At 63.1% G+C, this 23,716-nt stretch carries 23 protein-coding genes; 18 read left to right on the top strand and 5 right to left on the bottom strand.

The genetic code is table 11. From position 1 onward, the window contains the following. The first annotated feature begins 47 nt into the window (after positions 1-47). Positions 48-1,562, top strand: coding sequence for a YifB family Mg chelatase-like AAA ATPase (locus ABWV42_RS09420; protein WP_255103404.1), 1,515 nt, complete (start codon positions 48-50; stop codon positions 1,560-1,562). On the opposite strand, the gene ABWV42_RS09425 is transcribed toward ABWV42_RS09420, so the two are convergent. From ABWV42_RS09425 to rsmI, 4 genes are all read right to left on the bottom strand, one after another. Next, positions 1,528-2,442 carry an alpha/beta hydrolase gene (locus ABWV42_RS09425; RefSeq protein WP_353339900.1) on the bottom strand — a complete coding sequence of 305 codons (915 nt, stop codon included), beginning with the start codon at positions 2,440-2,442 and terminating at the stop codon, positions 1,528-1,530. The two genes, ABWV42_RS09420 and ABWV42_RS09425, sit on opposite strands and share 35 nt — an antisense overlap. Further along, positions 2,439-3,374, bottom strand: a complete 936-nt coding sequence (gshB, locus tag ABWV42_RS09430; RefSeq protein WP_353339901.1) for a glutathione synthase — start codon at positions 3,372-3,374, stop codon at positions 2,439-2,441. The genes ABWV42_RS09425 and gshB overlap by 4 nt, the downstream gene beginning before the upstream one ends. A gap of 64 nt (positions 3,375-3,438) precedes the next feature. Next, entirely contained in the window at positions 3,439-3,855 is a 417-nt protein-coding gene (locus ABWV42_RS09435) for a YraN family protein (RefSeq protein ID WP_353339902.1), read from the bottom strand. A gap of 12 nt (positions 3,856-3,867) precedes the next feature. Beyond that, complete coding sequence (gene rsmI / locus ABWV42_RS09440) at positions 3,868-4,725, bottom strand: 16S rRNA (cytidine(1402)-2'-O)-methyltransferase (protein WP_353339903.1); 858 nt, start codon at positions 4,723-4,725, stop codon at positions 3,868-3,870. An 87-nt stretch (positions 4,726-4,812) separates the two neighbouring features. Between rsmI and ABWV42_RS09445 the strand changes: the two genes are divergently transcribed. From ABWV42_RS09445 to murJ, 3 genes are read left to right on the top strand one after another with little or no spacing between them, the layout of a single operon-like run. Next, entirely contained in the window at positions 4,813-5,976 is a 1,164-nt protein-coding gene (locus ABWV42_RS09445; RefSeq protein WP_255103410.1) for a penicillin-binding protein activator, read from the top strand. After that, entirely contained in the window at positions 5,936-8,746 is a 2,811-nt protein-coding gene (locus ABWV42_RS09450; protein WP_353339904.1) for a [protein-PII] uridylyltransferase, read from the top strand. Before ABWV42_RS09445 ends, ABWV42_RS09450 begins: the two co-directional genes overlap by 41 nt. After that, positions 8,743-10,287: a murein biosynthesis integral membrane protein MurJ gene (gene murJ / locus ABWV42_RS09455; RefSeq protein WP_353339905.1), complete on the top strand. Its 1,545-nt coding sequence runs from the start codon at positions 8,743-8,745 to the stop codon at positions 10,285-10,287. The genes ABWV42_RS09450 and murJ overlap by 4 nt, the downstream gene beginning before the upstream one ends. On the opposite strand, the gene ABWV42_RS09460 is transcribed toward murJ, so the two are convergent. After that, the gene (locus tag ABWV42_RS09460; protein WP_353339906.1) at positions 10,284-10,970 is read right to left on the bottom strand and encodes a rhomboid family intramembrane serine protease; all 687 of its coding nucleotides are present in this window, start codon (positions 10,968-10,970) and stop codon (positions 10,284-10,286) included. The two genes, murJ and ABWV42_RS09460, sit on opposite strands and share 4 nt — an antisense overlap. Before the next feature lie 74 nt (positions 10,971-11,044). Between ABWV42_RS09460 and trpS the strand changes: the two genes are divergently transcribed. The 14 genes from trpS (at position 11,045) to ABWV42_RS09530 (ending at position 23,622) form a co-directional block, all read left to right on the top strand. Then, the gene (trpS, locus tag ABWV42_RS09465) at positions 11,045-12,082 is read left to right on the top strand and encodes a tryptophan--tRNA ligase (RefSeq protein ID WP_255103418.1); all 1,038 of its coding nucleotides are present in this window, start codon (positions 11,045-11,047) and stop codon (positions 12,080-12,082) included. Positions 12,083-12,308: 226 nt separating this feature from the next. Beyond that, complete coding sequence (locus ABWV42_RS09470) at positions 12,309-14,192, top strand: PhoX family protein (RefSeq protein WP_353339907.1); 1,884 nt, start codon at positions 12,309-12,311, stop codon at positions 14,190-14,192. Between the two features lie 155 nt (positions 14,193-14,347). Continuing rightward, positions 14,348-15,214: a branched-chain amino acid aminotransferase gene (locus ABWV42_RS09475; RefSeq protein WP_353339908.1), complete on the top strand. Its 867-nt coding sequence runs from the start codon at positions 14,348-14,350 to the stop codon at positions 15,212-15,214. A gap of 91 nt (positions 15,215-15,305) precedes the next feature. Continuing rightward, complete coding sequence (locus tag ABWV42_RS09480; protein WP_255103423.1) at positions 15,306-15,761, top strand: universal stress protein; 456 nt, start codon at positions 15,306-15,308, stop codon at positions 15,759-15,761. Beyond that, the gene (locus tag ABWV42_RS09485) at positions 15,758-16,348 is read left to right on the top strand and encodes a 2-hydroxychromene-2-carboxylate isomerase (RefSeq protein WP_353339909.1); all 591 of its coding nucleotides are present in this window, start codon (positions 15,758-15,760) and stop codon (positions 16,346-16,348) included. Before ABWV42_RS09480 ends, ABWV42_RS09485 begins: the two co-directional genes overlap by 4 nt. Before the next feature lie 76 nt (positions 16,349-16,424). Further along, the gene (locus tag ABWV42_RS09490) at positions 16,425-16,988 is read left to right on the top strand and encodes a NifU family protein (protein WP_255103427.1); all 564 of its coding nucleotides are present in this window, start codon (positions 16,425-16,427) and stop codon (positions 16,986-16,988) included. Beyond that, the gene (locus ABWV42_RS09495) at positions 16,978-17,430 is read left to right on the top strand and encodes a GFA family protein (RefSeq protein ID WP_353339910.1); all 453 of its coding nucleotides are present in this window, start codon (positions 16,978-16,980) and stop codon (positions 17,428-17,430) included. The genes ABWV42_RS09490 and ABWV42_RS09495 overlap by 11 nt, the downstream gene beginning before the upstream one ends. A 12-nt stretch (positions 17,431-17,442) precedes the next feature. Next, complete coding sequence (gene tsaB / locus ABWV42_RS09500) at positions 17,443-18,015, top strand: tRNA (adenosine(37)-N6)-threonylcarbamoyltransferase complex dimerization subunit type 1 TsaB (RefSeq protein WP_353339911.1); 573 nt, start codon at positions 17,443-17,445, stop codon at positions 18,013-18,015. After that, a complete protein-coding gene (locus ABWV42_RS09505) occupies positions 18,012-18,425 on the top strand; it encodes a GNAT family N-acetyltransferase (RefSeq protein ID WP_353339912.1) in 414 nt (137 codons plus the stop codon). Before tsaB ends, ABWV42_RS09505 begins: the two co-directional genes overlap by 4 nt. Before the next feature lie 160 nt (positions 18,426-18,585). Then, positions 18,586-19,581: a BMP family lipoprotein gene (locus ABWV42_RS09510; RefSeq protein ID WP_353339913.1), complete on the top strand. Its 996-nt coding sequence runs from the start codon at positions 18,586-18,588 to the stop codon at positions 19,579-19,581. A gap of 96 nt (positions 19,582-19,677) precedes the next feature. Further along, entirely contained in the window at positions 19,678-20,034 is a 357-nt protein-coding gene (locus tag ABWV42_RS09515; protein WP_255103437.1) for a molecular chaperone GroEL, read from the top strand. Next, a complete protein-coding gene (locus ABWV42_RS09520; protein ID WP_353339914.1) occupies positions 20,031-21,560 on the top strand; it encodes an ABC transporter ATP-binding protein in 1,530 nt (509 codons plus the stop codon). Before ABWV42_RS09515 ends, ABWV42_RS09520 begins: the two co-directional genes overlap by 4 nt. After that, positions 21,560-22,654 (top strand): ABC transporter permease, encoded by a 1,095-nt coding sequence (locus ABWV42_RS09525; protein ID WP_353339915.1) that lies wholly within the window; start codon positions 21,560-21,562, stop codon positions 22,652-22,654. Before ABWV42_RS09520 ends, ABWV42_RS09525 begins: the two co-directional genes overlap by 1 nt. Continuing rightward, the gene (locus ABWV42_RS09530) at positions 22,654-23,622 is read left to right on the top strand and encodes an ABC transporter permease (protein ID WP_353340378.1); all 969 of its coding nucleotides are present in this window, start codon (positions 22,654-22,656) and stop codon (positions 23,620-23,622) included. The genes ABWV42_RS09525 and ABWV42_RS09530 overlap by 1 nt, the downstream gene beginning before the upstream one ends. Positions 23,623-23,716 lie beyond the last annotated feature (94 nt).

The following is a 23,716-nucleotide window of genomic DNA, read 5'->3' on the forward strand; positions in this document are numbered from 1 at the left end:
GACTCCGCCGTTAACCATTGATGGTGAAAGGTCTTGGAGGGGTGAAAATGGTGGCGCGGGCCTACACCGTGGCGTTCGAAGGGGTCGAGGCGCACCCGGTCGAGGTGCAATGCGCCATCACCAACGGCCTGCCTGCCTTCTCGATTGTCGGCCTGCCTGACAAAGCCGTCTCCGAGGCGCGCGACAGGGTGCGCGCGGCCCTCAACGCGATGGCCATCGCCCTGCCCTCCAAGCGCATCACCATCAACCTTTCCCCCGCCGACCTGCCCAAGGAAGGCAGCCATTTCGACCTGCCCCTCGCCGTTGCCCTTCTCGCCGCGCTCCAGATCATTCCCGAAGACGCCTCCGAAGGCTGCGTCGCGCTTGGTGAACTCTCGCTCGATGGCACCCTGATCCCGGTCACCGGCGCCCTCCCCGCCGCCATGTCCGCCGCCGAAGACAACCGCAGCCTCCTGTGCCCCGCCGCCTCCGGCCCCGAAGCCGCATGGGTCGGCGCGGCTCAGGTCATCGGCGCCAACTCGCTTGCCGACGTGGTGCGCCACTACACCGGCCAGTCACCGCTGCCCCCGGCGGAACCCGGAGAAATCACCGACGCCCCCGGCACAAAAGACCTGCGCGATGTGAAGGGACAGGAACGCGCCAAACGCGCCCTCGAAATCGCCGCCGCAGGCCGCCACCATGTCTTTATGGTCGGCAGCCCCGGTTCGGGCAAATCCATGCTCGCCGCCCGTCTTCCCACGATCCTGCCGCCCCTCTCTCCGCAGGAAGCTCTGGAAACCTCGATGATCCACTCCATCGCCGGCATCCTCGATCAGGGCGGCATCTCCCGTGCGCGCCCGTTCCGCGAACCGCACCACACCGCCAGCATGGCCGCCATTGTCGGCGGTGGCCGCCGCGCCAGCCCCGGCGAGATCAGCCTCGCCCACAACGGTGTTCTGTTCCTTGACGAATTTCCCGAATTCTCGCGCCCTGTCCTTGAAACCCTGCGCCAGCCCATCGAAACCGGCGAGGTCATGGTCGCCCGCGCCAATGCCCATGTGACCTATCCCTGCCGCTTCATGCTCGTGGCCGCCGCCAACCCCTGCCGCTGTGGCGAGATGTTTGATCCGGCCAAGGCCTGTTCACGTGCCCCGCAATGTGGCGAAGATTACCTTGGCCGCATCTCCGGCCCGATGATGGATCGCATGGACATTCGCCTCGAAGTCCCGCCCGTGGCCTTTCGCGATCTAGATCTGCCGCCTTCGGGGGAAACCTCGGCCACCGTCGCCGCCCGCGTTGCCGACGCCCGCACCCGCCAGAACAACCGCTTCGCCGACCATCCCGACATGCGCGTCAACGCCGATGCCTCCGGCGCACTGCTCGAAGAAATGGCCGCCCCCGACAGCGAAGGCCGCGCCTTCCTGCAGGACATTGCCGAGCGCTTCGGCCTTTCCGCGCGCGGCTATCACCGCGTCCTGCGCGTGGCCCGCACCATCGCCGATCTGGAGGGCGAAGAAGAGGTGCGCAAACCCCACCTCGCCGAAGCTATCAGCTATCGGCTTTTGTCTGCCAAAGAGGGTTGAGCCACTGGCCGATCTCGCGCAGTGTCTGCCGCGCCTCTGGGATAAGCCCTTGAAACAAAGGCCAGACATGCGGCACGTCTTCGAGGATCACTTCGCGCACATCGGCACCCTGTTCTCGTAACCTCTCTGCCATGCGGCACGTGTCATCCAACAGGATCTCCGTCGTGCCGGCCGTGATGTAGATAGGGGGAGCGCCCGCAAAATCCGCATAGAGCGGCGATGCCAGCGGATCACGCGCATCCTGTGTGCCTAGATACATCTCGGCCGCCTCCTGCGCCCGCGAGGCGGGCAGAACCACATCGCTTTGGGCATTGCCTCGCATGCTCGCGCCCGAAAAGGTCATGTCCGTCAGCGGGGACAGGGCGAAAACCGCCGTAGGCAACGCCTCTCCGCGTGCGATCAGATCGCCCAGTACGGCCAGCGCCAGACCACCGCCCGCGCTGTCGCCGCCAATCACGATCTGCCCCGGTGCGAACCCTTCGCCCCGCAAGCCATCCCAGGCCGCGCGCGCATCTTCGATCGCCGCCGGAAAGGGATGTTCGGGCGCCAACCGGTAGTCCGGCAAGCAGGCCACCGCCCCGGCATGTGCCGACAGGTGCCCCAGCATCCCCTGATGGGTGCGCGAGGAGCCGAACACATAGCCACCGCCGTGAAAATAAAGGATCACCCGATCTTCGCGGGCTTCCCGCGCAGCGACCCAAGTGGCAGGCACCTGCCCCACCCTGTCGCGGCGCACATGCGTGCCGCGCGGCGGGTGAAACCAGACCCGCGCCTTCATTTCGAAAGACTTGCGCAAGACTTCGGGCGTTGCAGCGCGCGCCAGATGCGGCTTCTCGAACCAGCGCAGCGACGTGTTCAGCAGCGCCCGACGCCAGCTCATCCCAGCTTGGCCTCGATGGCTTCCCAGATCTTCTCGGCAATGTTCACGCCGTCAAACCGCTCCAGCTCCTGAATGCCAGTCGGAGAGGTCACGTTGATCTCGGTCAGGTAATCCCCGATCACGTCGATCCCCACAAACACCTGCCCCTTTTCCTTCAGAAGCGGGCCGATGGCGGCACAGATTTCCAGATCCCGTTCGCTCAGCCCGATCTTCTCGGGGCGGCCACCGACGTGCATGTTCGACCGTGTCTCACCCGCTGCCGGCACGCGGTTGATCGCGCCAACTGGTTCCCCGTCCACAAGGATCACGCGTTTGTCGCCATTGCTGACGTCCGGCAGGAACTTCTGCACGATCAGCGGCTCGCGGCTGAAACCGGTGAACAGCTCGTGCAGCGAGGTCAGGTTGCGGTCATTGGCGTCCAGTCGGAACACCCCCGCACCGCCATTGCCATAAAGCGGCTTGAGGATCACGTCACCGTGCTTTTCCTTGAAGGCCTTGATGGTATCCAGATCACGCGCAATCGTGGTTGGCGGCGTCAGGTCCGGGAAATCAAGAACCAGCAGTTTTTCAGGATAGTTGCGCACCCAGAACGGATCGTTCACCACCAGCGCCTTGCCCTTGAGGCGGTCAAGAAGATGCGTCGAAGTGATATAATGCATGTCGAACGGCGGGTCCTGCCGCAGCCAGACAACGTCGAAATCCTCAAGGTTCACATGGGTTACTTCGCTAAGGTCGGCGTGGTTGCCCTGTTCGCGGCGCAGGGTCATGAAATGCCCGCGCGCCGTGATCTTCCCCTCTTCATACGCCAGCTTGTCCGGCGAATAGTAAAAGAGCTCATGGCCGCGCGCCTGCGCCTCTTCGGCAATCCGGAAAGAGCTGTCGGCGTTGATGTCGACCGACTGGATCGGGTCCATCTGGAAGGCGATTTTCATGGGCAATCCTTTTGCTATGGTTGCCCATTACATGGCCCATGAGGGGCGTCCTTGCAATGCCCCCTCAAAAGGCGCTTTCGAGAATGTGAATCTCGCCCCGTTCGTTCACCAGCGCCGCATCGAAACGACAGGCCGTCAACTCGCCCATCGGCTGTTGTGCGAGGAACACCTCTGCTCCCTTGTGAAGACGGGCGATTTGCCGCTCGGAAATCCGGTCTGCCGCGCGATCGAAATCCCGCGCTTTCTTGACCTCGATGAACACCAGCATCTCACCGTCGCGCATCACGAGGTCGATCTCGCCACCTCCCTTGCGCCATCGCCGTGCCACAAGCCGCAAGCCGCGCCGCAGATAGGCCCGCTCGACCATGTCTTCGGCGGCGGCTCCGGAGTGCCAGGCCCGGCTGCCACGCTGCTCCTTACGCGCCCGCGCGGGATCAACAGGCGGCACCCAGTCAAACAACTCTGCCTGCTTGTCTGCCATCTGAGCCCCGCTTTACGATCCCTTCGAGAGCTTGAGCGCCAATTGATAAATTTTCCGTTTATTCACGCCAAAAGCCTTGGCCACACTGTCCGCCGCATCGCGCACCGACATGTTTTCCAACGCCTCTGACAGCGCTGCCTCGACATCGCCTTCGGCAACCTCGCTCGCCCCGGCGCGATCAATCAGAACGACAACCTCGCCCTTGAGTGCCCCGTCGATACCTGCGGCCAACTCCTCAAGCGTGCCACGACGCACTTCTTCGAACTTCTTGGTCAACTCTCGGCAGATCACCGCCTGCCGCCCGCCACCCAGCACCATCGCCGCATCCCGCAGCATCTCGCCCGTACGCTTCGGAGACTCGTAGAACACCAACGTCCCCGGAACCTCGCGCACCGCCTCGAGCGCCGCCCGTCGCGCGCCCTTTGCATTGGGCAGGAACCCGGCAAAGAAAAACGCATCTGTCGGCAGGCCAGCCAGCGTCAGCGCCGTGATGATCGCCGACGGTCCGGGCGCCGAAGTGACACTGTGCCCGGCTTCCATTGCCTCGCGCGCAAGGTGATATCCGGGGTCGGCAATCAACGGCGTGCCCGCTTCCGATCCATAGGCAACAGACTTGCCCTCAGCCAGCAGCGCCAGCAGCTTCTCGCGCCCCTTCGCGCCGGAATGGTCATGGTAGCTGAGCAGCGGACGATCCCCCAGCTTGATGCCGTGGATCTCCAGAAGACGCCGCATCGAACGCGTATCTTCGGCCGCGATCACCTCTGCCGAGGCCAGCACATCCAGCGCCCGAAGAGTGATGTCCCGCGCTGTTCCGATAGGTGTTGCGACAAAGTACAACCCCGGCTGCAATCTGCTGATTTGATGATTCAACGCTGGACCCGCTATCTGTGTCGTTTATGATCCGCCCCCGTAAGCGACGCCCCGAAAACCGACCCGCCGTGGAAGTAAGGATACCTCATGTTCACCCGTTTTAACCCCGCCCGCCGGTTTCTGAAAGGGGCCGCTTCGGCCCTCGCCCTGCTTGGCCTTTCGGCCTGTATCGAAGGCACTGGCCCGACCATTTCCACAAGCAACCCGGTGCCTGTCGCCCTTCTCGTGCCCGCCGGCTCAAGCGATTCCGGCGAGGCGCTGATCGCGCAAAGCCTTGAAAACGCGGCCCGTCTGGCCATTGCCGATCTGGACGGCGTGAAAATCGACCTGCGTGTCTATGCCACCAAGGGCAACGCAGATGTCGCCGCCCAAGCCGCCCAACAGGCCGTGTCGGAAGGTGCCAAGATCATTCTCGGCCCGCTGCACGCCGAATCCGCCAACGCCGTGGGCAAGGCCGTGGCCGGCAAGGGCATCAATGTCCTGTCGTTCTCCAACAACGCCGCCATCGCGGGCGGCAACGTCTTCATTCTCGGCTCGACCTTCGAGAACACCGCAAACCGCCTGGTGAAATACGCCGCCAGCCAGGGCAAGCGCAACGTTCTCGTCGTGCACTCCAACAACGTGCCCGGTCAGGTCGGCCGCAACGCCATCAACGCGGCCCTCAACGGCTCAACCGCGATCAGCGCGGGCACCGTCGGCTACGAGTTCTCGCAGCAGGGCGTGATCAGCGCCATTGACGAGATCAAGACCGCCGCCACCGACGGCAACGCCGACGCGATCTTCATGACCGCCTCGACCTCCGGTGCGCTGCCCCTGTTCTCGCAGATGCTGCCGGAAGCGGGCCTTGATCCGCAGACGGTTCAGTACATCGGCCTGACCCGCTGGGATTTGCCCTCGCAGACCCTGTCGCTGCCCGGCGTTCAGGGCGCATGGTTTGCCCGCCCCGACGCACAGTTGAACCGGGCCTACCTTGACCGCTACGCACAGGCCTATGGCGGCCTGCCTCACAACCTCAGCGGCCTTGCCTACGATGGTATTGCGGCGATTGGCGCACTGGTCAAAGCGGGCAAAAGCAACGCATTGACCACGACAGCCCTGACACAGGGCGCCGGCTTCCAGGGCGTGAATGGTATCTTCCGCCTGCGAGCCAACGGAACGAACGAACGCGGACTGGCAGTCGTCACGATCCGCGACAGACAAGTGGTGACTCTTGACCCTGCTCCCCAAAGCTTCGGTGGCTTCGGCTTCTGATAAGGCCGCAACCCCGTTTCCCGATCCGTCTGCCGAGTTGATTTGCCCGGCAGACGACATTTTTGACCGCACCGCCGTTCTGGACGCGATCGCCGCCGCCCGCGAAGAGGCCGCAGATGATCGTTCCTACCGCAACGAGGTGGTCAAAATCCTGATGGCGGCCCGCAAGTCGGGCAACGCCGCCATCAAGGATGCCTTCACGGCAAAACCCTTCGAGGCACGCCCGATGACGCGCGCCTATACCTGGCTCACCGATTGTCTTGTCGGCGCCGCGCACCACGTCGCGACCGAGCATCTGCATCCGCTCAACAATCCGACCGAAGGCGAACGTCTCGCGCTCTTTGCCGTCGGCGGCTATGGCCGTGGAGAGATGGCGCCGCATTCCGATGTCGACCTGCTGTTCCTGACCCCCTACAAGATCACCGCCTGGGCCGAGAGCGTCATTGAATCCATGCTCTACATCCTGTGGGACCTGCGCCTGAAGGTCGGGCACGCGTCCCGCACGGTAAAAGACTGCCTGCGTCTTGGCGAAGAAGATTTCACCATCCGCACCGCGCTCCTTGAACACCGCTTCCTGCGCGGCCACGCGCCCCTGTCCGAAGAGCTTGGCAACCGTCTCGAGAATGATCTGTTCAAGGGTACCGAACGCGAATTCATCGAAGCCAAGCTCAACGAACGCGACGAGCGCCACAAGAAACAGGGCGAACGCTATGTCGTTGAGCCCAACGTGAAAGAAGGCAAAGGCGGTCTGCGCGACCTGCAATCGCTGTTCTGGATCGCCAAATACGCCTACCACGTCCAAAGCGCCCGCGACCTGCTTGATCAGGACCTGTTCCGCGAAGACGAATACAAACGCTTTGAACGCGCTGAGAATTTCATCTGGGCCGTGCGCGCCCATCTCCACATCATCGCCAATCGCCCTGTCGAACAACTCAGCTTCGACATGCAGGTCGAGGTGGCCGAACGCATGGGCTATACCGACAAGGGTGGCCGGCGTGCCGTGGAACACTTCATGCAGGACTATTTCCGTCACGCCACCAGCGTCGGCGACATGACCCGCATCCTGCTGACGAAACTCGAGGCCGACCACCGCAAGGCCGCGCCGCTTTACGAACGCATCTTCCGCCGCCGCCCCCGCATCAAGGCGGGCTACAAGGAAATCCACAACCGTCTGGCCATCGCCGACGACAAAGCCTTCCTGTCCGACAAGCTGAACCTGCTGCGCCTCTTCGAAGAGGGCCTGCGCACCGGTCTGCTCATCCACCCCGACGCCATGCGTCTGGTCACGGCAAACCTGCATCTGATCGACGATGACTTCCGGGCCAACAAGGAAGCCCAGCGCATTTTCCTTGATCTGCTGCTGAAACACGGCAACCCCGAGCGCGCGCTGCGCCGCATGAACGAACTGGGTGTCCTGTCGGCCTTCATCCCCGAATTCGAACCCATCGTGGCGATGATGCAGTTCAACATGTACCACTCCTACACGGTGGACGAACACACCATTCAGGTGATCTCGAACTATGCCCAGATCGAACGCGAGGAACTGCAGGTCGAACTGCCGCTCTCCTCCGAGATCATCAAGAAGGGTGTGAACCGCAAGATCCTCATGGTCGCCATGCTTCTGCATGACATCGGCAAGGGGCGTGACATCGACCATTCGATCCTTGGCGCCCAGATCACCCGCAAAGTCGCCCCGCGCCTTGGCCTGAGCAAAAGCGATTGCGACACCGTGGAATGGCTTGTGCGCTACCACCTGCTGATGTCCGACACCGCCCAGAAACGCGACATCGCCGACCCGCGCACCGTGCGCGACTTTGCCAAGGCGGTGAAAACCGTCGACCGCCTGAACCTGCTGACCGTTCTCACCGTCTGCGACATTCGCGGCGTTGGTCCGGACACATGGAACAACTGGAAAGCCGCGCTGCTGCGGGCGCTGCACGGCCAGACCCAGACCGTTCTTGAAAACGGCATGGAGGCCATGACCCGCGAACACCGCGGTGCGGCCGCCAAGAAGAACCTGCGTGCCGAACTGGCGGACTGGCCTTCAAAAGACCTCAAGAAGGAAACCGGTCGCCATTACGATCCCTACTGGCAGGGCCTGCACGTCACTGCCCATGTGGTCTTTGCCAACCTGCTGCGCGACATCGGCGACGATGAAATCCGCATCGACCTGCACCCCGACGAAGACCGCGACGCCACTCGCGCCTGTTTCGCGATGGCCGATCACCCCGGCATCTTCAGCCGCATGTGCGGCGCGCTTGCCCTTGTCGGGGCCAATATTGTCGATGCCCGCACCTTCACCTCGAAGGACGGCTATGCCACCGCGGCCTTCTGGGTACAGGACGCTGAGGGCAAACCCTACGAGGCCAGCCGCCTGAAACGTCTTGAGCAGATGATCCACAAGACGCTCAAGGGCGAAGTGATCGCAACCGAGGCCATGAAGTCGCGCGATGTGATCAAGAAACGCGAACGCGCCTTCAAGGTGCCTACCACGATCACCTTCGACAACGAAGGCTCGGAAATCTACACCATCATCGAGGTCGACACCCGCGACCGCCCCGGCCTTCTGTTCGATCTCACCCGCACGCTGGCCAACAGCAATGTCTACATTGCCTCGGCCGTGATCGCGACCTTCGGTGAACAGGTGGTCGACAGCTTCTACGTCAAGGACATGTTCGGCCTGAAGTTCCACGCCGACAGCAAACAGCGCACCCTTGAGACAAAGCTGCGCGAGGCCATCGAGCGCGGCGCCGAAAGGGCCACGTCGTGAAGCCGATCCGGCTCATGCGTGGCTTCCTGACAGTTGGCGGCTGGACAATGGCCAGCCGCGTCCTCGGCTTCGTGCGTGACGCGATGATCCTCGCCTTTCTCGGCACAGGCCCACTGTATGAGGCCTATGTCGTGGCCTTCCGCCTGCCCAACATGTTCCGCCGCTTCTTTGCCGAAGGGGCGTTCAACATGGCCTTTGTGCCCATGTTCTCCAAACGGCTCGAAGGGGATGAAGACGCCCTCGGCTTTGCCCGCGAGGCCTTTTCCGGCCTCGCCACCGTGCTGATCCTTCTGACGCTGCTGGCGCAGGCGGTCATGCCATGGCTGGTCTGGGGGCTGGCCTCCGGCTTTGCCGGTCAGGACCAGTTCGCCCTCTCGGTCGAATTCGGCCGCATCGCCTTTCCCTACATCCTGTTCATCTCGCTGGCCGCCCTCCTGTCCGGCGTGCTGAACGCCACCGGACGCTTTGCCGCCGCCGCCGCCGCACCGGTCCTTCTGAACGTTCTCCTGGTCAGCGGGCTGGCGATTTCCGCATGGATCGGCGGGGATGTCGCCCGCACCCTGATCTGGATGATCCCCGTCGCCGGTGTCGCGCAGCTGCTGCTGGTGACGGTTGCCGCCGCGCGGGCTGGCTTCCCGATGCGCCTGCAACGCCCGCGCTGGTCACCAGACATGAAACGGCTGGTGGTCGTGGCCCTGCCCGCCGCCCTCGCCGGTGGCGTGGTCCAGATCAACCTGCTTGTCGGCCAACAGGTCGCCTCATACTTTGACCGCGCCGTCGGCTGGCTCTACACCGCCGACCGGCTTTATCAACTGCCCCTCGGCGTGGTCGGCATTGCCGTCGGCATCGTGCTCCTGCCCGATCTCTCCCGCCGCCTCAAGGCCGGGGACGAAGCCGGATCGCGCACTGCCTTTTCCCGCGCCGGCGAAATCGCGCTCGCCCTCACCATCCCCTGCGCCGTGGCGCTTGTGGTGATCCCGCTGCCGCTGGTCTCGGTCCTGTTCGAACGCGGCCAGGCCACCGCCGACGACAGCGCCGCCATCGCCGTGGCCGTCGCCATCTACGGCCTCGGCCTGCCCGCTTTTGTTCTGCAAAAAGTGCTGCAACCGCTGTTCTTTGCCCGCGAAGACACCAAAAGCCCCTTCCGCTATGCGCTCTGGGCAATGGTCGTGAACGCCATCGTCGCCATCGGCCTTGCCCCTGTCATCGACTGGCTCGCCCCCGCCGTCGCAACCACGCTTGCCGGTTGGGTGATGGTTCTGATGCTGGCCGTCGGCGCCCGCCCGATGGGCTATGTCGCGCGCTTCGACGAACGCTTCCGCCGCCGCATGCCGCGGATCGTGGTTGCCTCTGGCGTCATGGGCGCGGCACTTTGGGGTGCAACCCTTGTCCTCGGCCCGATGCTTGGCACCGACGGCTGGCGCTACCTCGCGCTGGCGCTCCTGATCCTCGCCGGCGCCGTCACCTATTTCGCCGTTGGCCAGCTGATCGGCGCTTTCAACCTGTCGGACTTCAAGAAAGCCGCCCGCCGCGAGGTTTAATCCCGGCGCATCCGGCTCAGGATGCGCTGCCAGCCGCCCGGCACAAAGACAAACGACATCAGGAACCCGGCTCCGAACCCGGCCACATCCGCAACCCAATCGCGGTTGCCGCCAAAGATCAGCCCGAACAGCAACTGGATGCCGACTAGAAGCCCGATCAGGCTAAAGGCGCGCGCCTGGTTTTCGCCAAGCTGCCCCAGCCGCGTCCACAACAGAAAGGTAAAGGCCCCGATCAGCCCGTAAACCCCGGGATAGGCCCCGATCAGCGGCGCTGATTCCTCAAGCAGGAACGTAAAGGCCAGCGCCCCGCAGATGCCCGACACCACGAAGACCGCCAGCGTCGCGACCGGCGAAAACACCTCGCCCACCATCTTGCCCAGCGCCAGAAGCATGACACCGGCAAAGGCCGCGTGGGTCAGGTTTTGGTGGACAAACAAATAGGTCACCGTGCGGATCACATGTTCAAACGGCCAGATCCCGTTGCCCAGCATCCACTCGAAAATGTCGTCCGAAAAGGCATAGCGCTGCAAGGCCGCAAGCCGCCAGCCAACACCCTCGTGCCCACCGGCATAGCCGCGCGCACCCGCCGTAAAGATCAGCTCGATCCCGATGATGACAAAGAACAACGCCACCACCACCGGCGGCAGCGGGTTGATCGGGCTCTGGTTCTCCTGCTTCTGCATTCTGCCTCTCCTTGACGGGAATTTGCCCCATCGGTAAGGCAACACCACACATAAATCCAGACGGAGTATCCATCATGAACGAGGCGGTCCAAACGTCCTCCAACTTTACCCCACGCGTCTTTTCCGGGATTCAACCCTCGGGTGGCCTGACGCTGGGCAATTACCTCGGCGCCATGAAGCGGTTCGTCACCATGCAGGACGCAGGTGACTTTGAAACCGTTTATTGCATGGTCGACCTGCACGCGATCACCGTCTGGCAAGACCCCGACAAGCTGCGCCACGCTACTCGCGAACTCTGCGCAGGCTTCATCGCGGCGGGCATCGACCCGGCCAAATCCATCCTGTTCAACCAGAGCCAGGTTTCGGAACACGCGCAACTGGCATGGATCTTCAACTGCGTCGCCCGCATGGGCTGGATGCAGCGCATGACCCAATGGAAGGACAAGGCCGGCAAGAACCAGCAGAACGCCTCGCTGGGTCTGTTTGCCTACCCTGCGCTGATGGCCGCCGACATCCTTGTCTACCACGCCACCCACGTGCCGGTCGGGGAAGACCAGAAACAGCACCTCGAACTGACCCGCGATATCGCGATCAAGTTCAACCACGACTACAAGGTCGATTTCTTCCCGGAAACCGAACCGGTCATCGAAGGCGCGGCCACCCGCGTGATGTCGCTGCGCGACGGCTCCAAGAAGATGTCGAAATCCGATCCCTCGGATGCCTCGCGCATCAACATGACCGACGACGCCGAAACCATCGCCAAGAAGATCCGCAAGGCCAAAACCGATCCCGATGGCCTGCCCTCCGAAGCCAAAGGGCTGGAAGACCGCCCCGAAGCTCGCAACCTGGTCAACATCTACGCGGCCCTCGCCGACACCACGGTCGATGCGGTCCTCGCCGAGGTTGGCGGCAAGCAGTTCTCGGAATTCAAACCGATGCTGTCCGAGTTGGCGGTTGACAAGCTGGCCCCGATCTCGACCGAGATGGCCCGCCTGATGCAGGAGCAGGACGAGATCGACAAGATCCTTGATGCCGGTGCCACCCGCGCCCGCGCCATCGCCGCGCCGATCCTCAAGAAAACCTATGAAATCGTAGGCATGGTCGGCGCCTGATCTCAGCGCGGGGGGCTCGCCCCCCCGCACCCCCCAGAGTATTTTGGGTGCATTGAAGGCAGGCCCCTCTCTTCAATGCACCCCAAAAACTCCCGCCGAAGGCATCCTGCATTTCGGCACCCGGTTACAAAGCCGACATGTCTCCGTCACGAATCTGTATCTCTCCTCCCCTAGCTTTGCGCTCTGAACGCACTAGGCTGATAGCCACCTGAACAGGGAGCCAGAGATGGACCACGAAGACCTTTCGTTTGACGAACATGACGAACTGCTGAACCCGCGCCCGGAAGAGACCGACTTTGACCGGATCGTCGACACCGCGCTGTCGCGCCGCGGCTTTCTTGGCGGGGTCATGACCTTCGGCCTTGGCACTTTCCTTGTCGGCACCACCGCCCTGACCCGCGAGGCACAGGCCGGGGACCGTTTCGGCTTTGCCCAGGTGGCCGCCAACACCGACGATACCATCACCGTGCCGGAAGGCTTCGAATGGGAGCCGGTGGTGCAGTGGGGCGATCCGCTGTGGAGCGGCGTCGACGGGTTTGACGACGCGACCCGCGGCACCGCCGCAACCCAGGCCCGCGCCTTTGGGGACAACAACGACGGCATGTCGATCTTCACCCGCAACGGCCGCACCGTCATGGCCATCAACAACGAATACACCAACCGCAAGATCATCTGGGGCAACCGTCCCGACGGCAAACCTGAAAACGGCGACGACATCGAAAAGGGCATGATGGCTCATGGTGTTTCGGTCTTCGAAGTGGCCCGCGACGACAAGGGCGCCTGGCGGGTGGTCCTCGACAGCGAGTTGAACCGCCGCATCACCCCCCGGACCGAGATGGATCTGACCGGCCCCGCTGCTGGCCATGACCTCCTGAAAACCGCGGCCGATCCGAGCGGCACCAAGACCCTTGGCACCTGGAACAACTGCGGCAACGGCGAAACCCCCTGGGGCACCTACCTGACCTGCGAGGAAAACTTCAACGGATACTTCTCTGCCGCAGACGAGGCCCATGAGGTCAGCGCCGAACTCAAGCGTTACGGCGTATCGTCGAAGGACTGGGGCTATGGCTGGGCCAAGGTTGACGCGCGTTTCGACGTCTCAAAAAACCCCAACGAACCCAACCGCGCCGGCTATGTTGTCGAGATCGACCCCTTCGATCCCACCTCGACCCCGAAAAAGCGCACCGCCCTTGGCCGCTTCAAGCACGAAAACGCCGCCGTTGTCATCGCGGCAAACGGCAAGGCGGTTGTCTACCTCGGCGATGACGAGCGTGGCGAGTTTCTGTACAGGTTCGTCTCGCATGGCACCTACGCGGCCACCGGCGACAACTCGGACCTGCTGGAAAGCGGCGATCTCTTCGTGGCCAAGTTCCACGACGACATGCGCGGCGAATGGCTGGCCCTGACCCCGGAAACCACCGGCATGTCCGACGCGGAAATCCGCATCCACACCCGCCAGGCCGCTTCCAAGGTCGGTGCAACCACCATGGACCGCCCCGAGTGGGTGGCGGTGAACCCGACCAAGGCCGAAGCCTATGTCGCGCTCACCAACAACAAGAACCGCGGCAAGAAGCCGAACAAGGGTGGCGACGACACCCCGGCCAACGGCCCGAACCCGCGGGTTGGCAACAACTATGGCCAGATCGCCCGCTGGATGCCCGACAACGAAGACCACAGCGCCCCTGGCTTTGCCTGGAACCTGTTTGCGCTGGCGGGCAACCCCGAGGTTCACGACGACGCCTATGCCGGTTCCGAGAACATCAACGCGGGCAACATGTTCAACTCGCCCGACGGCATGGCCTTCGACGAAACCGGCCTGCTGTGGATCCAGACCGACGGTAAATACTCCAACGAAGGCGACTTTGCCGGCATGGGCAACAACCAGATGCTCTGCGGGGACACGGTGACCGGCGAAATCCGCCGCTTCATGGTTGGCCCGAAAGAGTGCGAAGTCACCGGCATCTGCTGGTCGCCGGATCGCCGCACCATGTTTGTCGGCATCCAGCACCCGGGCGAAAAGGGCAACTCCCACTTCCCGCGCGGTGGCACCAGCGTGCCGCGTTCGGGTGTTTTCGCCATCCGTCGCACCGATGGTGGCCTGATCGGCTAAGGGCAACCCGGATTACCCCAAAGATCCTTTTCAGAACCAAACTTTTCGCCCCCGACCTCCCCCGGTCGGGGGCTTTCCATTTGCCGCTTTCCGGGGATGGACCTTCCCGCCTCCCGGGTCTAGCATCCGCCCGAGCGAGTGAGGGAGATCAGATCATGGCCATCAGCAAAACCATCCGAACCTATTTCAACGGCACCTGGCACGACGGCGATGTTCCTGTGATGAACGCGGCCGACCACGGCGCATGGCTGGGCACCACGGTGTTTGACGGCGCCCGCTTCTTCGAAGGCATCACACCTGATCTCGATGCGCACCTGGCCCGCGTGAATCGTTCGGCCGAAGCGCTCATGCTGACCCCCACGATGGATGTCGAGGCGATGCTGGAGATCACCCGCGAAGGTCTCGAAGGGTTCCATGCGGACGAGGCCGTCTATATTCGCCCGATGTACTGGGGCATCGATGGCGACATGACCAAGAGCGCGATTGCCCCGACAGCCGATGCCACCGGCTTTGCCATTTCCCTCGAGGCCGTGCCGATGGCCACGGCCGAGGCGACCACAACGCTCACCCGCACCCGTTTTCGCCGCCCGACCCTCGACAATGCGGTGGTGAACGCCAAGGCGGGCTGCCTCTATCCCAACAATGCCCGGATGCTGGTCGAGGCCCGCTCCAAGGGGTTCGCCAACGCGCTGGTGGCCGATGCCATGGGCAATGTCGCCGAAACCGCCACCGCCAATGTCTTCATGGTCAAGGATGGCGAGGTCTTCACCCCCATCCCCAACGGTACCTTCCTCGCCGGCATCACCCGCGCCCGCCACATCGCCAACATGAAGGCCGACGGCATGGCCGTCCACGAGGCCATCCTGTCCTTTGAAGACTTCGAAGACGCGGACGAGGTCTTCCTCTCCGGCAACATGTCCAAGGTCACCCCTGTCACCGCCTTTGACGATCGCCAGTACCAGGTGGGTCCGGTCACGCGCCGTGTGCGCGAGCTTTATTGGGACTGGGCGCATTCCGCCTGATCCCGCGCAACGGCAAACCCGGCCTGGACTTATCTTCTTTCATTGCCACCGCCCAAACCATCGGCCATGATCGCCGCAAGGGAGACTGATGATGCGTAAATTCCTCGTTGTTCTGGACGACAGTCGCGAATGCCTGAACGCAATGCGCTTCGCGGCGATGCGTGCGGCCCATACGCAGGGCGGCGTGCAGATCCTGTCGATCATTCCGCCGGACGAGTTCAATCACTGGATGAGCGTTGGCGAGGTGATGCGCGAAGAAGCCCGCGAACGCATTCACGCGCATTTCGAAGTTTTCGCCAAATGGATGCGCGACAAGCAGGGTGTTGATCCCGAACTGGTCATTCGCGAAGGCGAAGCGGTGCGCGAAATCCTCGACCAGATTTCAGAAGACAAAGACATCGGGGTTCTGGTGCTTGGCGCAGGCACCGACAAGAAAGGCCCCGGCCCGCTGGTGACCCAGATGTCCCGCAACTCCGGCAGCCTTCCGATCCCGATCACCGTGGTGCCCGGCGATCTCTCCAAGGAACGGCTCGAAGCCATCACATGAGCGCGCCCGCGCTGGACTACTGGTTCGAATTCGCCTCGACCTATTCCTATCTCACCACGATGCGGATCGAAGACATGGCCCGTGCGCGCGGCATCACCCTGCGCTGGCGGCCTTTCCTGCTTGGCCCGATTTTCGCCGCACAGGGCTGGACCACCTCGCCGTTCAACCTTTATCCGGCCAAGGGCCGGTACATGTGGCGCGACATGGAACGCCTCTGTGCCGCGCGTGGCTTACCGCTCCAGCGTCCTGACACCTTCCCCCAAAACGGGCTGAACGCCGCCCGCCTCGCGATTGCGGCAGGCGCTGACATGCCGGCATTCTGTCGTGCCGTCTACACCGCGCAATTTGCCGAGGGCGCAGACATCTCGGCCCCTTCCACGCTGGAGACATGTCTGGAAACGGCGGGCCTCCCCCTGTCGCTCATCGAAAAGGCCCAAACCCCAGAGGTCAAACAGGCCCTGCGCGATCAGACCGACACGGCCATCTCCCTTGGCATCTTCGGTGCGCCCAGCTTTACCGTCGGCAAGGAACTGTTCTGGGGCGACGACCGTCTTGATCAGGCTTTGGACCACGCACTCCGCCGCTGATTTAGAACCATTCCAAACCTTGACTAACGGCCCCCCAAGGCGCATATCCGATGTAACTTCGAAAGCAGGTGCCCACATGTTCATTCAAACCGAATCCACACCGAACCCCGCAACACTCAAGTTCCTGCCCGGCCAGACCGTGCTGGAAACAGGCACCGCGGACTTTCCTTCTGCCGAAGGCGCCAGCGCCTCGCCGCTGGCCAGCCGCGTGTTTGCCGTCAATGGCGTAACCGGCGTTTTCTTCGGCAATGACTTTGTCACCGTGACCAAGGCCGACAACGTCGAGTGGGACCACATCAAACCCGCCATCCTCGGCGCGATCATGGAGCACTTCCAGTCCGGCCAGCCGGTCATGGCAGGCGAGGCAATCGCCCCTTCCGGCCACGCCGATCACGACGGCCCAGACGGTGAGATCGTTGTCCAGATCAAGGAACTTCTTGATACCCGCGTCCGCCCCGCAGTGGCACAGGATGGCGGTGACATCACCTTCCACGGTTTCGATCGCGGCGTTGTCTACCTGCACATGCAGGGGGCCTGCGCGGGCTGCCCCTCCTCGACCCTCACCCTGAAAATGGGGATCGAGAACCTTCTGCGCCATTATATCCCCGAAGTGACCGAGGTACGCCCGGTTGCCGTCTGACGGCACCCCGACGCCTTCGGCCGATACGGCCTTTACGGGACGGTGCTATTGCGGCGCCGTCTCTTTGCATTCGGACGCCCCTCCGCTGACGGTGGCCTTTTGCCACTGCTCGGATTGCCGCCGCTGGACCGGCGCGCCCGTCGGTGCCTTCGCTGCCTTTCGCGCCGCCGACCTGTCCGCCACCCCGAACCAGGGCCCCGGCGTCTCCCACACCGCAGGCGTCACCCGCTGGAATTGCCCATCCTGCGGCTCGCCTCTGATGGCAACCTTTGACTACCTCCCCGATCAGGTTTACGTACCGCTTGGCCTGATTGATCAGGCCGACCGCCTGCCGCCGCGCATCCATTGCCACGCCGATTCCGCCTATCCATGGCTGCATATCGAAGACACCCTCGAACGCGCCTCGGCCTCTGGCCGAAACACCCTGAACGCCGCTGACTGAAAGACCGCCCCCGTGACGCTGATCCTTGGTTTCGACACCTCCGGCCCCCATTGCACGGCCGCACTCCTGCAAGACGAGACCCTCATCGCGCAGAAAACCGAAGACATGGCGCGCGGTCAGGCCGAACGCCTGATGCCGCTTCTCGAAGAAACCCTTGCCAAAGCGGGCTTTGTCTGGGCTGACCTCACTGCAATCGGCGTCGGTGTCGGCCCCGGCAACTTCACCGGCATCCGAATTTCCGTTTCGGCGGCACGCGGGCTGGCGCTGGCCCTGAACATCCCCGCCGTGGGCGTGTCCACCTTCGACGCCACCTCGTTTGGCCGGCCGGACCCGCACGTCCCCACCGTCCCTGCCCCGCGCGATCAGGTCTATGCCATCCTCCCCGATGCCGCCCCGGCCCTACTTCAGACGCTTGAGACCGACCTCCCCGTCCTCACGCCGCCCGCACCGGCACAACTTGCCGAGAATATCGCCCGCGTCGCTCTCCTGCGCCACGCAGAGACCCCGACCCGCCCGGCCCCGCTCTATATCAAGGCCGCCGATGCCGCCCCACCGCGCGATCCGGCACCAACCATACTGCCATGACCCCGGCCCAACTTTCGGCCCTGCACGCTGCCGCCTTCACACAGTCGCGCCCCTGGTCGGAACAGGAATTCGCCGATCTCCTGGCCTCGCCCTTCTGCTTTGTCGTCGGTGACGCAACCGGATTTGCCCTTGGCCGCGTGATCGCGGGCGAAGCGGAACTCCTTACCATCGCCACCCACCCGGACACCCGCCGTCAGGGCCGCGGCCGCCACTGGCTCACCGCCTTCGAAACCCAGGCCCAAACCCTCGCTGCCACCGAAGCCTTCCTCGAAGTGGCCGCCGACAATGCGCCGGCTATCGCGCTCTACCAGTCCGCAGGTTACGAGGATCGCGCGATCCGCAGCGGCTACTACCAGCGCCCCGACGGCAGCCGGATCGACGCACGCGTCATGGCCAAGCGACTTCCCTAGCGTCAGCCATCAAATGTTGCTGAATCTTGTCCAAATGGTCGAATCCGCCTTGACCACCCCGTGTCCCTGCGGCCTTACTGGCATGTGATCTGACACGATCAGTCCAATTCGAAAGGCTGGCAACGCAAAGACCAGCCACTTCAACGTTTGGGAGAGACACATGACCCTAATGCACAAATTCCTCGGCGCCGCTGCTGCTATGGCGCTGACTGCTGGCGCCGCAATGGCCGAACCGGCGGTGATTTTCGACCTCGGCGGCAAATTCGACAAATCCTTCAACGAAGCGGGCTTCAACGGCGCCGAGCGTTGGGCGAATGAAACCGGTGGCAAGTACCTAGAGATCGAGCTTCAGTCCGAAGCCCAGCGCGAACAGGCCCTGCGCCGTTTCGCCGAGGCAGGCGCCAACCCGATCGTGACCATGGGCTTTGCCATGACCACCCCGATCGAGGAAGTCGCCCCCGATTATCCGGACACCAAGTTCGTGAACATCGACGGCTGGGCCAACCTGCCCAACGTTCAGACCATCTCTTTTGCCGAGCATGAAGGCTCGTTCCTGGCTGGCGTGATGGCCGCCAAGGCGTCCAAGTCCGGCACCGTCGGCTTTATCGGCGGCATGGACATCCCGCTGATCCGCAAATTCGCCTGCGGCTATGCTCAGGGCGTGAAATCGGTCAACCCCGATGCCACCATCGTTGCCAACATGACCGGCACCACCCCGGCGGCATGGAACGACCCGGTTAAAGGCTCGGAACTGACCAAGGCACAGATCGCACAGGGCGCTGACGTGGTTTACGCTGCAGCAGGCGGCACCGGCGTTGGCGTTCTGCAAACCGCAGCCGACGAAGGCATCCTGTCGATCGGCGTGGACAGCAACCAGAACCACCTGCACCCGGGCAAAGTCCTGACCTCGATGCTCAAGCGCGTTGACGTCGCGGTTTACAACGCCCTCAAGGACGGCGCAGACCTCGCTCCCGGCTTCCAGAACCTGAACCTCGCGGCCCAGGGCGTTGGCGTTGCAATGGACGACAACAACGCACCTCTGGTCACCGCTGACATGACCAAGGCCGTCGACATGGCGACCGCAGGCATCATCAGCGGCGAGATCAAGGTCGAGAACTACGCAGACAACGAAAGCTGCTCGGTTCTCCAGTTCTGATCAGCCTGATGAGTTGAAATACCGTGGGCGGCCTCATCGGGCCGCCCATTCGGTCAAAAGGGTTCATCGCCCTCGCGACCCCGCGAAAGGACACAGATGTCAGACGCGATTGCCAGTTTCTTTTCCGCCTGGGGCCTGACAGATGCAGACGCCCGCGCGGCGGCCCTCGGCCAAAGCCTATCCCCCGACATCCACTACCTCGACCCGCGCACGCCCGAGCCGATCACTTCCCTCGCGGCACTGGTTGACTATGTCGGCATGTATACGCAATACGCCCCCGGCGCGACCGCTGCGGTCGTGTCCCAAAGCACAACCCAAGGCCATCACCGCGCCACCGTCGAATTCCGCATGGCGGACGGCACCGTGCAGCTTGGCCAGTACTTCATCGAATGCGATGCCGAAGACCGCCCCGCGCGCCTCATCGGCTTCGTCGGTTTGGGAGAGCCCGAATGACAGCACCCGCCATCGAACTGAAAGGCATCTCCAAGGCCTTCGGCCCGGTTCAGGCCAACAAGGACATCTCGATTTCCGTCATGCCCGGTACAATCCATGGTATCATCGGTGAAAACGGCGCTGGAAAATCGACTTTGATGTCAATCCTTTACGGCTTCTACAAGGCCGACAAGGGCGAGATTTTCATCAAGGGCCAGAAAACCCAGATCCCCGATTCACAGGCCGCCATCGCCGCCGGAATCGGCATGGTCTTCCAGCACTTCAAACTGGTTGAGAACTTCACGGTTCTGGAAAACATCATCCTTGGTGCCGAAGACGGTGGCCTCCTGCGTCCCTCTCTTGCCAAGGCCCGCAAGGAATTGGCCCACCTCGCCAAGGAATATGAACTGAACGTCGACCCCGACGCGATGATCGAAAACCTCTCGGTCGGCCACCAGCAGCGGGTTGAAATCCTCAAGGCGCTCTACCGTCAGGCAGACATCCTGATCCTCGACGAACCCACCGGCGTGCTGACCCCGGCCGAGGCGGACCAGCTGTTCCGCATCCTCGACCGCCTGCGCGAAGAGGGCAAAACCATCATCCTCATCACCCACAAGCTGCGCGAGATCATGGACATCACCGATTCCGTCTCGGTCATGCGCCGTGGTCAGATGACGGACACCGTGAAAACCTCGGAAACCAGCCCGGAGCATCTGGCCGAGCTGATGGTGGGCCGCAAGGTGCTGCTGCGCGTTGACAAGAAACCCGCCACCCCCGGCGACACCGTTCTCGAGGTCCGGAACCTCCGGGTCACCGACGACAAGGGCGTCGAACGCGTCAAGGGCATCGACCTCACCGTGCGACGCGGCGAAATCCTCGGCATTGCCGGGGTTGCCGGCAATGGCCAGTCGGAACTGCTCGAGGTGCTGGGCGGCTACATGAACGCCACCGGCGACATCACCATGAACGGTGCCACGCTGCCGCTGGTTGGCAAGGGCGCGCACGGCAAATCCCGCCGCGCCGCCGGCATCGCTCACGTCCCCGAAGACCGCCAGCGCGAAGGCCTGATCATGGAATACGCGGCCTGGGAAAACTCGGTCTTTGGCTACCACCATGACCCGGCCTACCAAAACGGCCTCCTGATGGACAACGCCGGTATCCTCGCCAAGGCGCAGGAACAGATGGACCGTTTCGACGTCCGTCCCCCCCACCCGCGCCTTGCCGCCAAGAACTTTTCCGGCGGCAACCAGCAGAAGATCGTCGTGGCCCGCGAAATCGAACGCAACCCCGACCTTCTTTTGATCGGGCAACCCACACGCGGCGTCGACATCGGCGCGATCGAGTTCATCCACCAGCAGATCGTCAACCTGCGCGATCAGGGCAAGGCGATCCTCCTTGTCTCGGTCGAACTCGACGAGATCATGTCGCTCAGCGACCGCATCGCGGTGATGTTCGACGGCCAGATCATGGGCGAACGCGATCCCGCACAAACAGATGAAAAAGAACTCGGCCTCCTGATGGCCGGCATGAACGGAGAGGCCGCATAATGGAAAAGATGCCTCATTGGGCGGACATCGTCCTGATCCCGCTGATTTCGCTGGTCCTGTCGGCCCTCCTCTCGGCCCTCGTGATCCTTGCGATCGGGGAAAACCCCTGGACTGCCTTCAAGCTGATGGTCGACGGCGCGCTGATGCGCTCGTCCGGTTGGGGTTATACGCTCTACTACGCCACCAACTTCATCTTCACCGGCCTTGCCGTCTCGGTCGCCTTCCACGCCCGCATGTTCAACATCGGCGGCGAAGGCCAGGCCATGCTCGGCGGCCTCGGTGTTGCGCTGGCCTGTCTCTACATCCCCTGGCCGCATTGGTCGCTGGCCATCCTCGGGGCCAGCGCGGGTGCCGCCATTTTCGGTGCCTTCTGGGCGCTGATCCCGGCCTACCTGCAGGCCAAACGCGGCAGCCACGTGGTGATCACCACCATCATGTTCAACTTCATCGCTGCCGCCCTGCTGAACTATGTGCTGGTCAGCCTCCTGCGTCCGCGCGGTTCCATGGACCCGGCCAGCGCCAAGTTCCCCGAGTCCACCCACCTGCCCACATTCCGCGACATGTTCTCGACCGCCGATAACATCCTGTTCCGCGGCGCGCCGGCCAACGTGTCCTTCTTCATCGCCCTCGCGGCCTGTGTCCTCGTCTGGTTCCTGATCTGGCGCACCAAGCTCGGCTATGAAATCCGCGCCTTCGGCCATTCCGAAAGTGGTGCGAAATACGCCGGTATCTCGCCCGTCCGCATCACCGTGATCTCAATGCTGATCTCCGGCGCACTGGCGGGCATGATGGCCATAAACACCACCATGGGCGAAAGCGAACGCCTTGTGCTGAACTTCACCGAAGGGGCCGGTTTCATCGGGATCGCCGTTGCCCTCATGGGCCGCAGCCATCCCTTCGGCGTCTTCCTCGCCGCCATCCTGTTCGGCTTCCTCTACCAGGGCGGTGCGGAACTCGCCCTCTGGACAGACATCCCGCGCGAACTGATCGTGGTGATCCAGGCGCTGGTGATCCTCTTCACCGGAGCCCTCGACAACATGGTGCGCATGCCGCTTGAAAAAATGTTCCTCGCGCTGCGCAAGGGAGACGCATGATGGATTTCCTCAGCCTCGTTCAACTGCTCGACACCACCGTGCGCCTCGCAACGCCGCTCCTGCTGGCCTGCCTTGCCGGTCTCTATTCGGAACGCGCGGGCATCTTCGACATCGGCCTTGAAGGTAAGATGCTGGCAGCGGCCTTCTTCTCTGCCGCCTTTGCCTACACCACCGGCTCGGTCTGGCTTGGCCTGTTCGCGGGTGTCGGTGTCTCGCTGCTCCTGTCGGGCATCCACGGCCTCGCCTCGATCACCTTCCGTGGCAACCAGCTGATCTCGGGTCTTGCCATCACCATGCTGGCCAGCGGCATGACCGTGCTGATCGCGCAGGACTGGTTCAAACAGGGCGGCCGTACGCCGCAACTCGAAGGGGCAGCCCGGTTCGAACCGATCACCCTGCCGTTTGCCGAAGCCCTCAAGGACGTGCCGATCCTCGGCCCGATCTATCACGAACTGATCTCGGGCCACCCGATCCTTGTCTATATCGCCTTTGGCCTCGTACCGCTGACATGGTGGGTGCTCTACCGCACCCGTTTCGGCCTGCGCCTGCGTGCGGTTGGCGAAAACCCGGCCTCGGTCGATACCGCCGGTGTCTCGGTGGTTGGCCTGCGCTTTGCCGCCGTGATGATCTGCGGCGTACTCTGCGGCCTCGCTGGGGCCTACCTTGCCACCGCCCTGCAGGCTGGCTTCGTAAAAGACATGACCGCAGGCCGTGGCTATATCGCGCTTGCCGCGCTGATCTTTGCCAAATGGCGACCATGGTACGCGCTCTGGGCAACCCTTCTGTTCGGCCTTTTCCAGGCGCTCGAACTGCGCCCCGACCTGATCGAAACCGTGATCGGCATCAAGGTACAGGGCCAGTTGCTGGGTGCATTGCCCTACATCCTGACCGTGGTGATTCTCGCAGGCTTTGTCGGCAAGGCCATCCCGCCACGTGCCGGAGGCGAGCCCTACGTCAAGGAACGCTAGGCCAACGGCTCTCATGGTGATCCGGCTGGCCCTGAATGGGGCCAGCCAAGCAAACCCATAAGTCCAATCGGCAACTAATCATCAAGCCTGTCGA

It is taken from the genome of Pelagimonas sp. KU-00592-HH (genome assembly GCF_040369695.1).
In the GTDB taxonomy this organism is placed as follows: domain Bacteria; phylum Pseudomonadota; class Alphaproteobacteria; order Rhodobacterales; family Rhodobacteraceae; genus Shimia.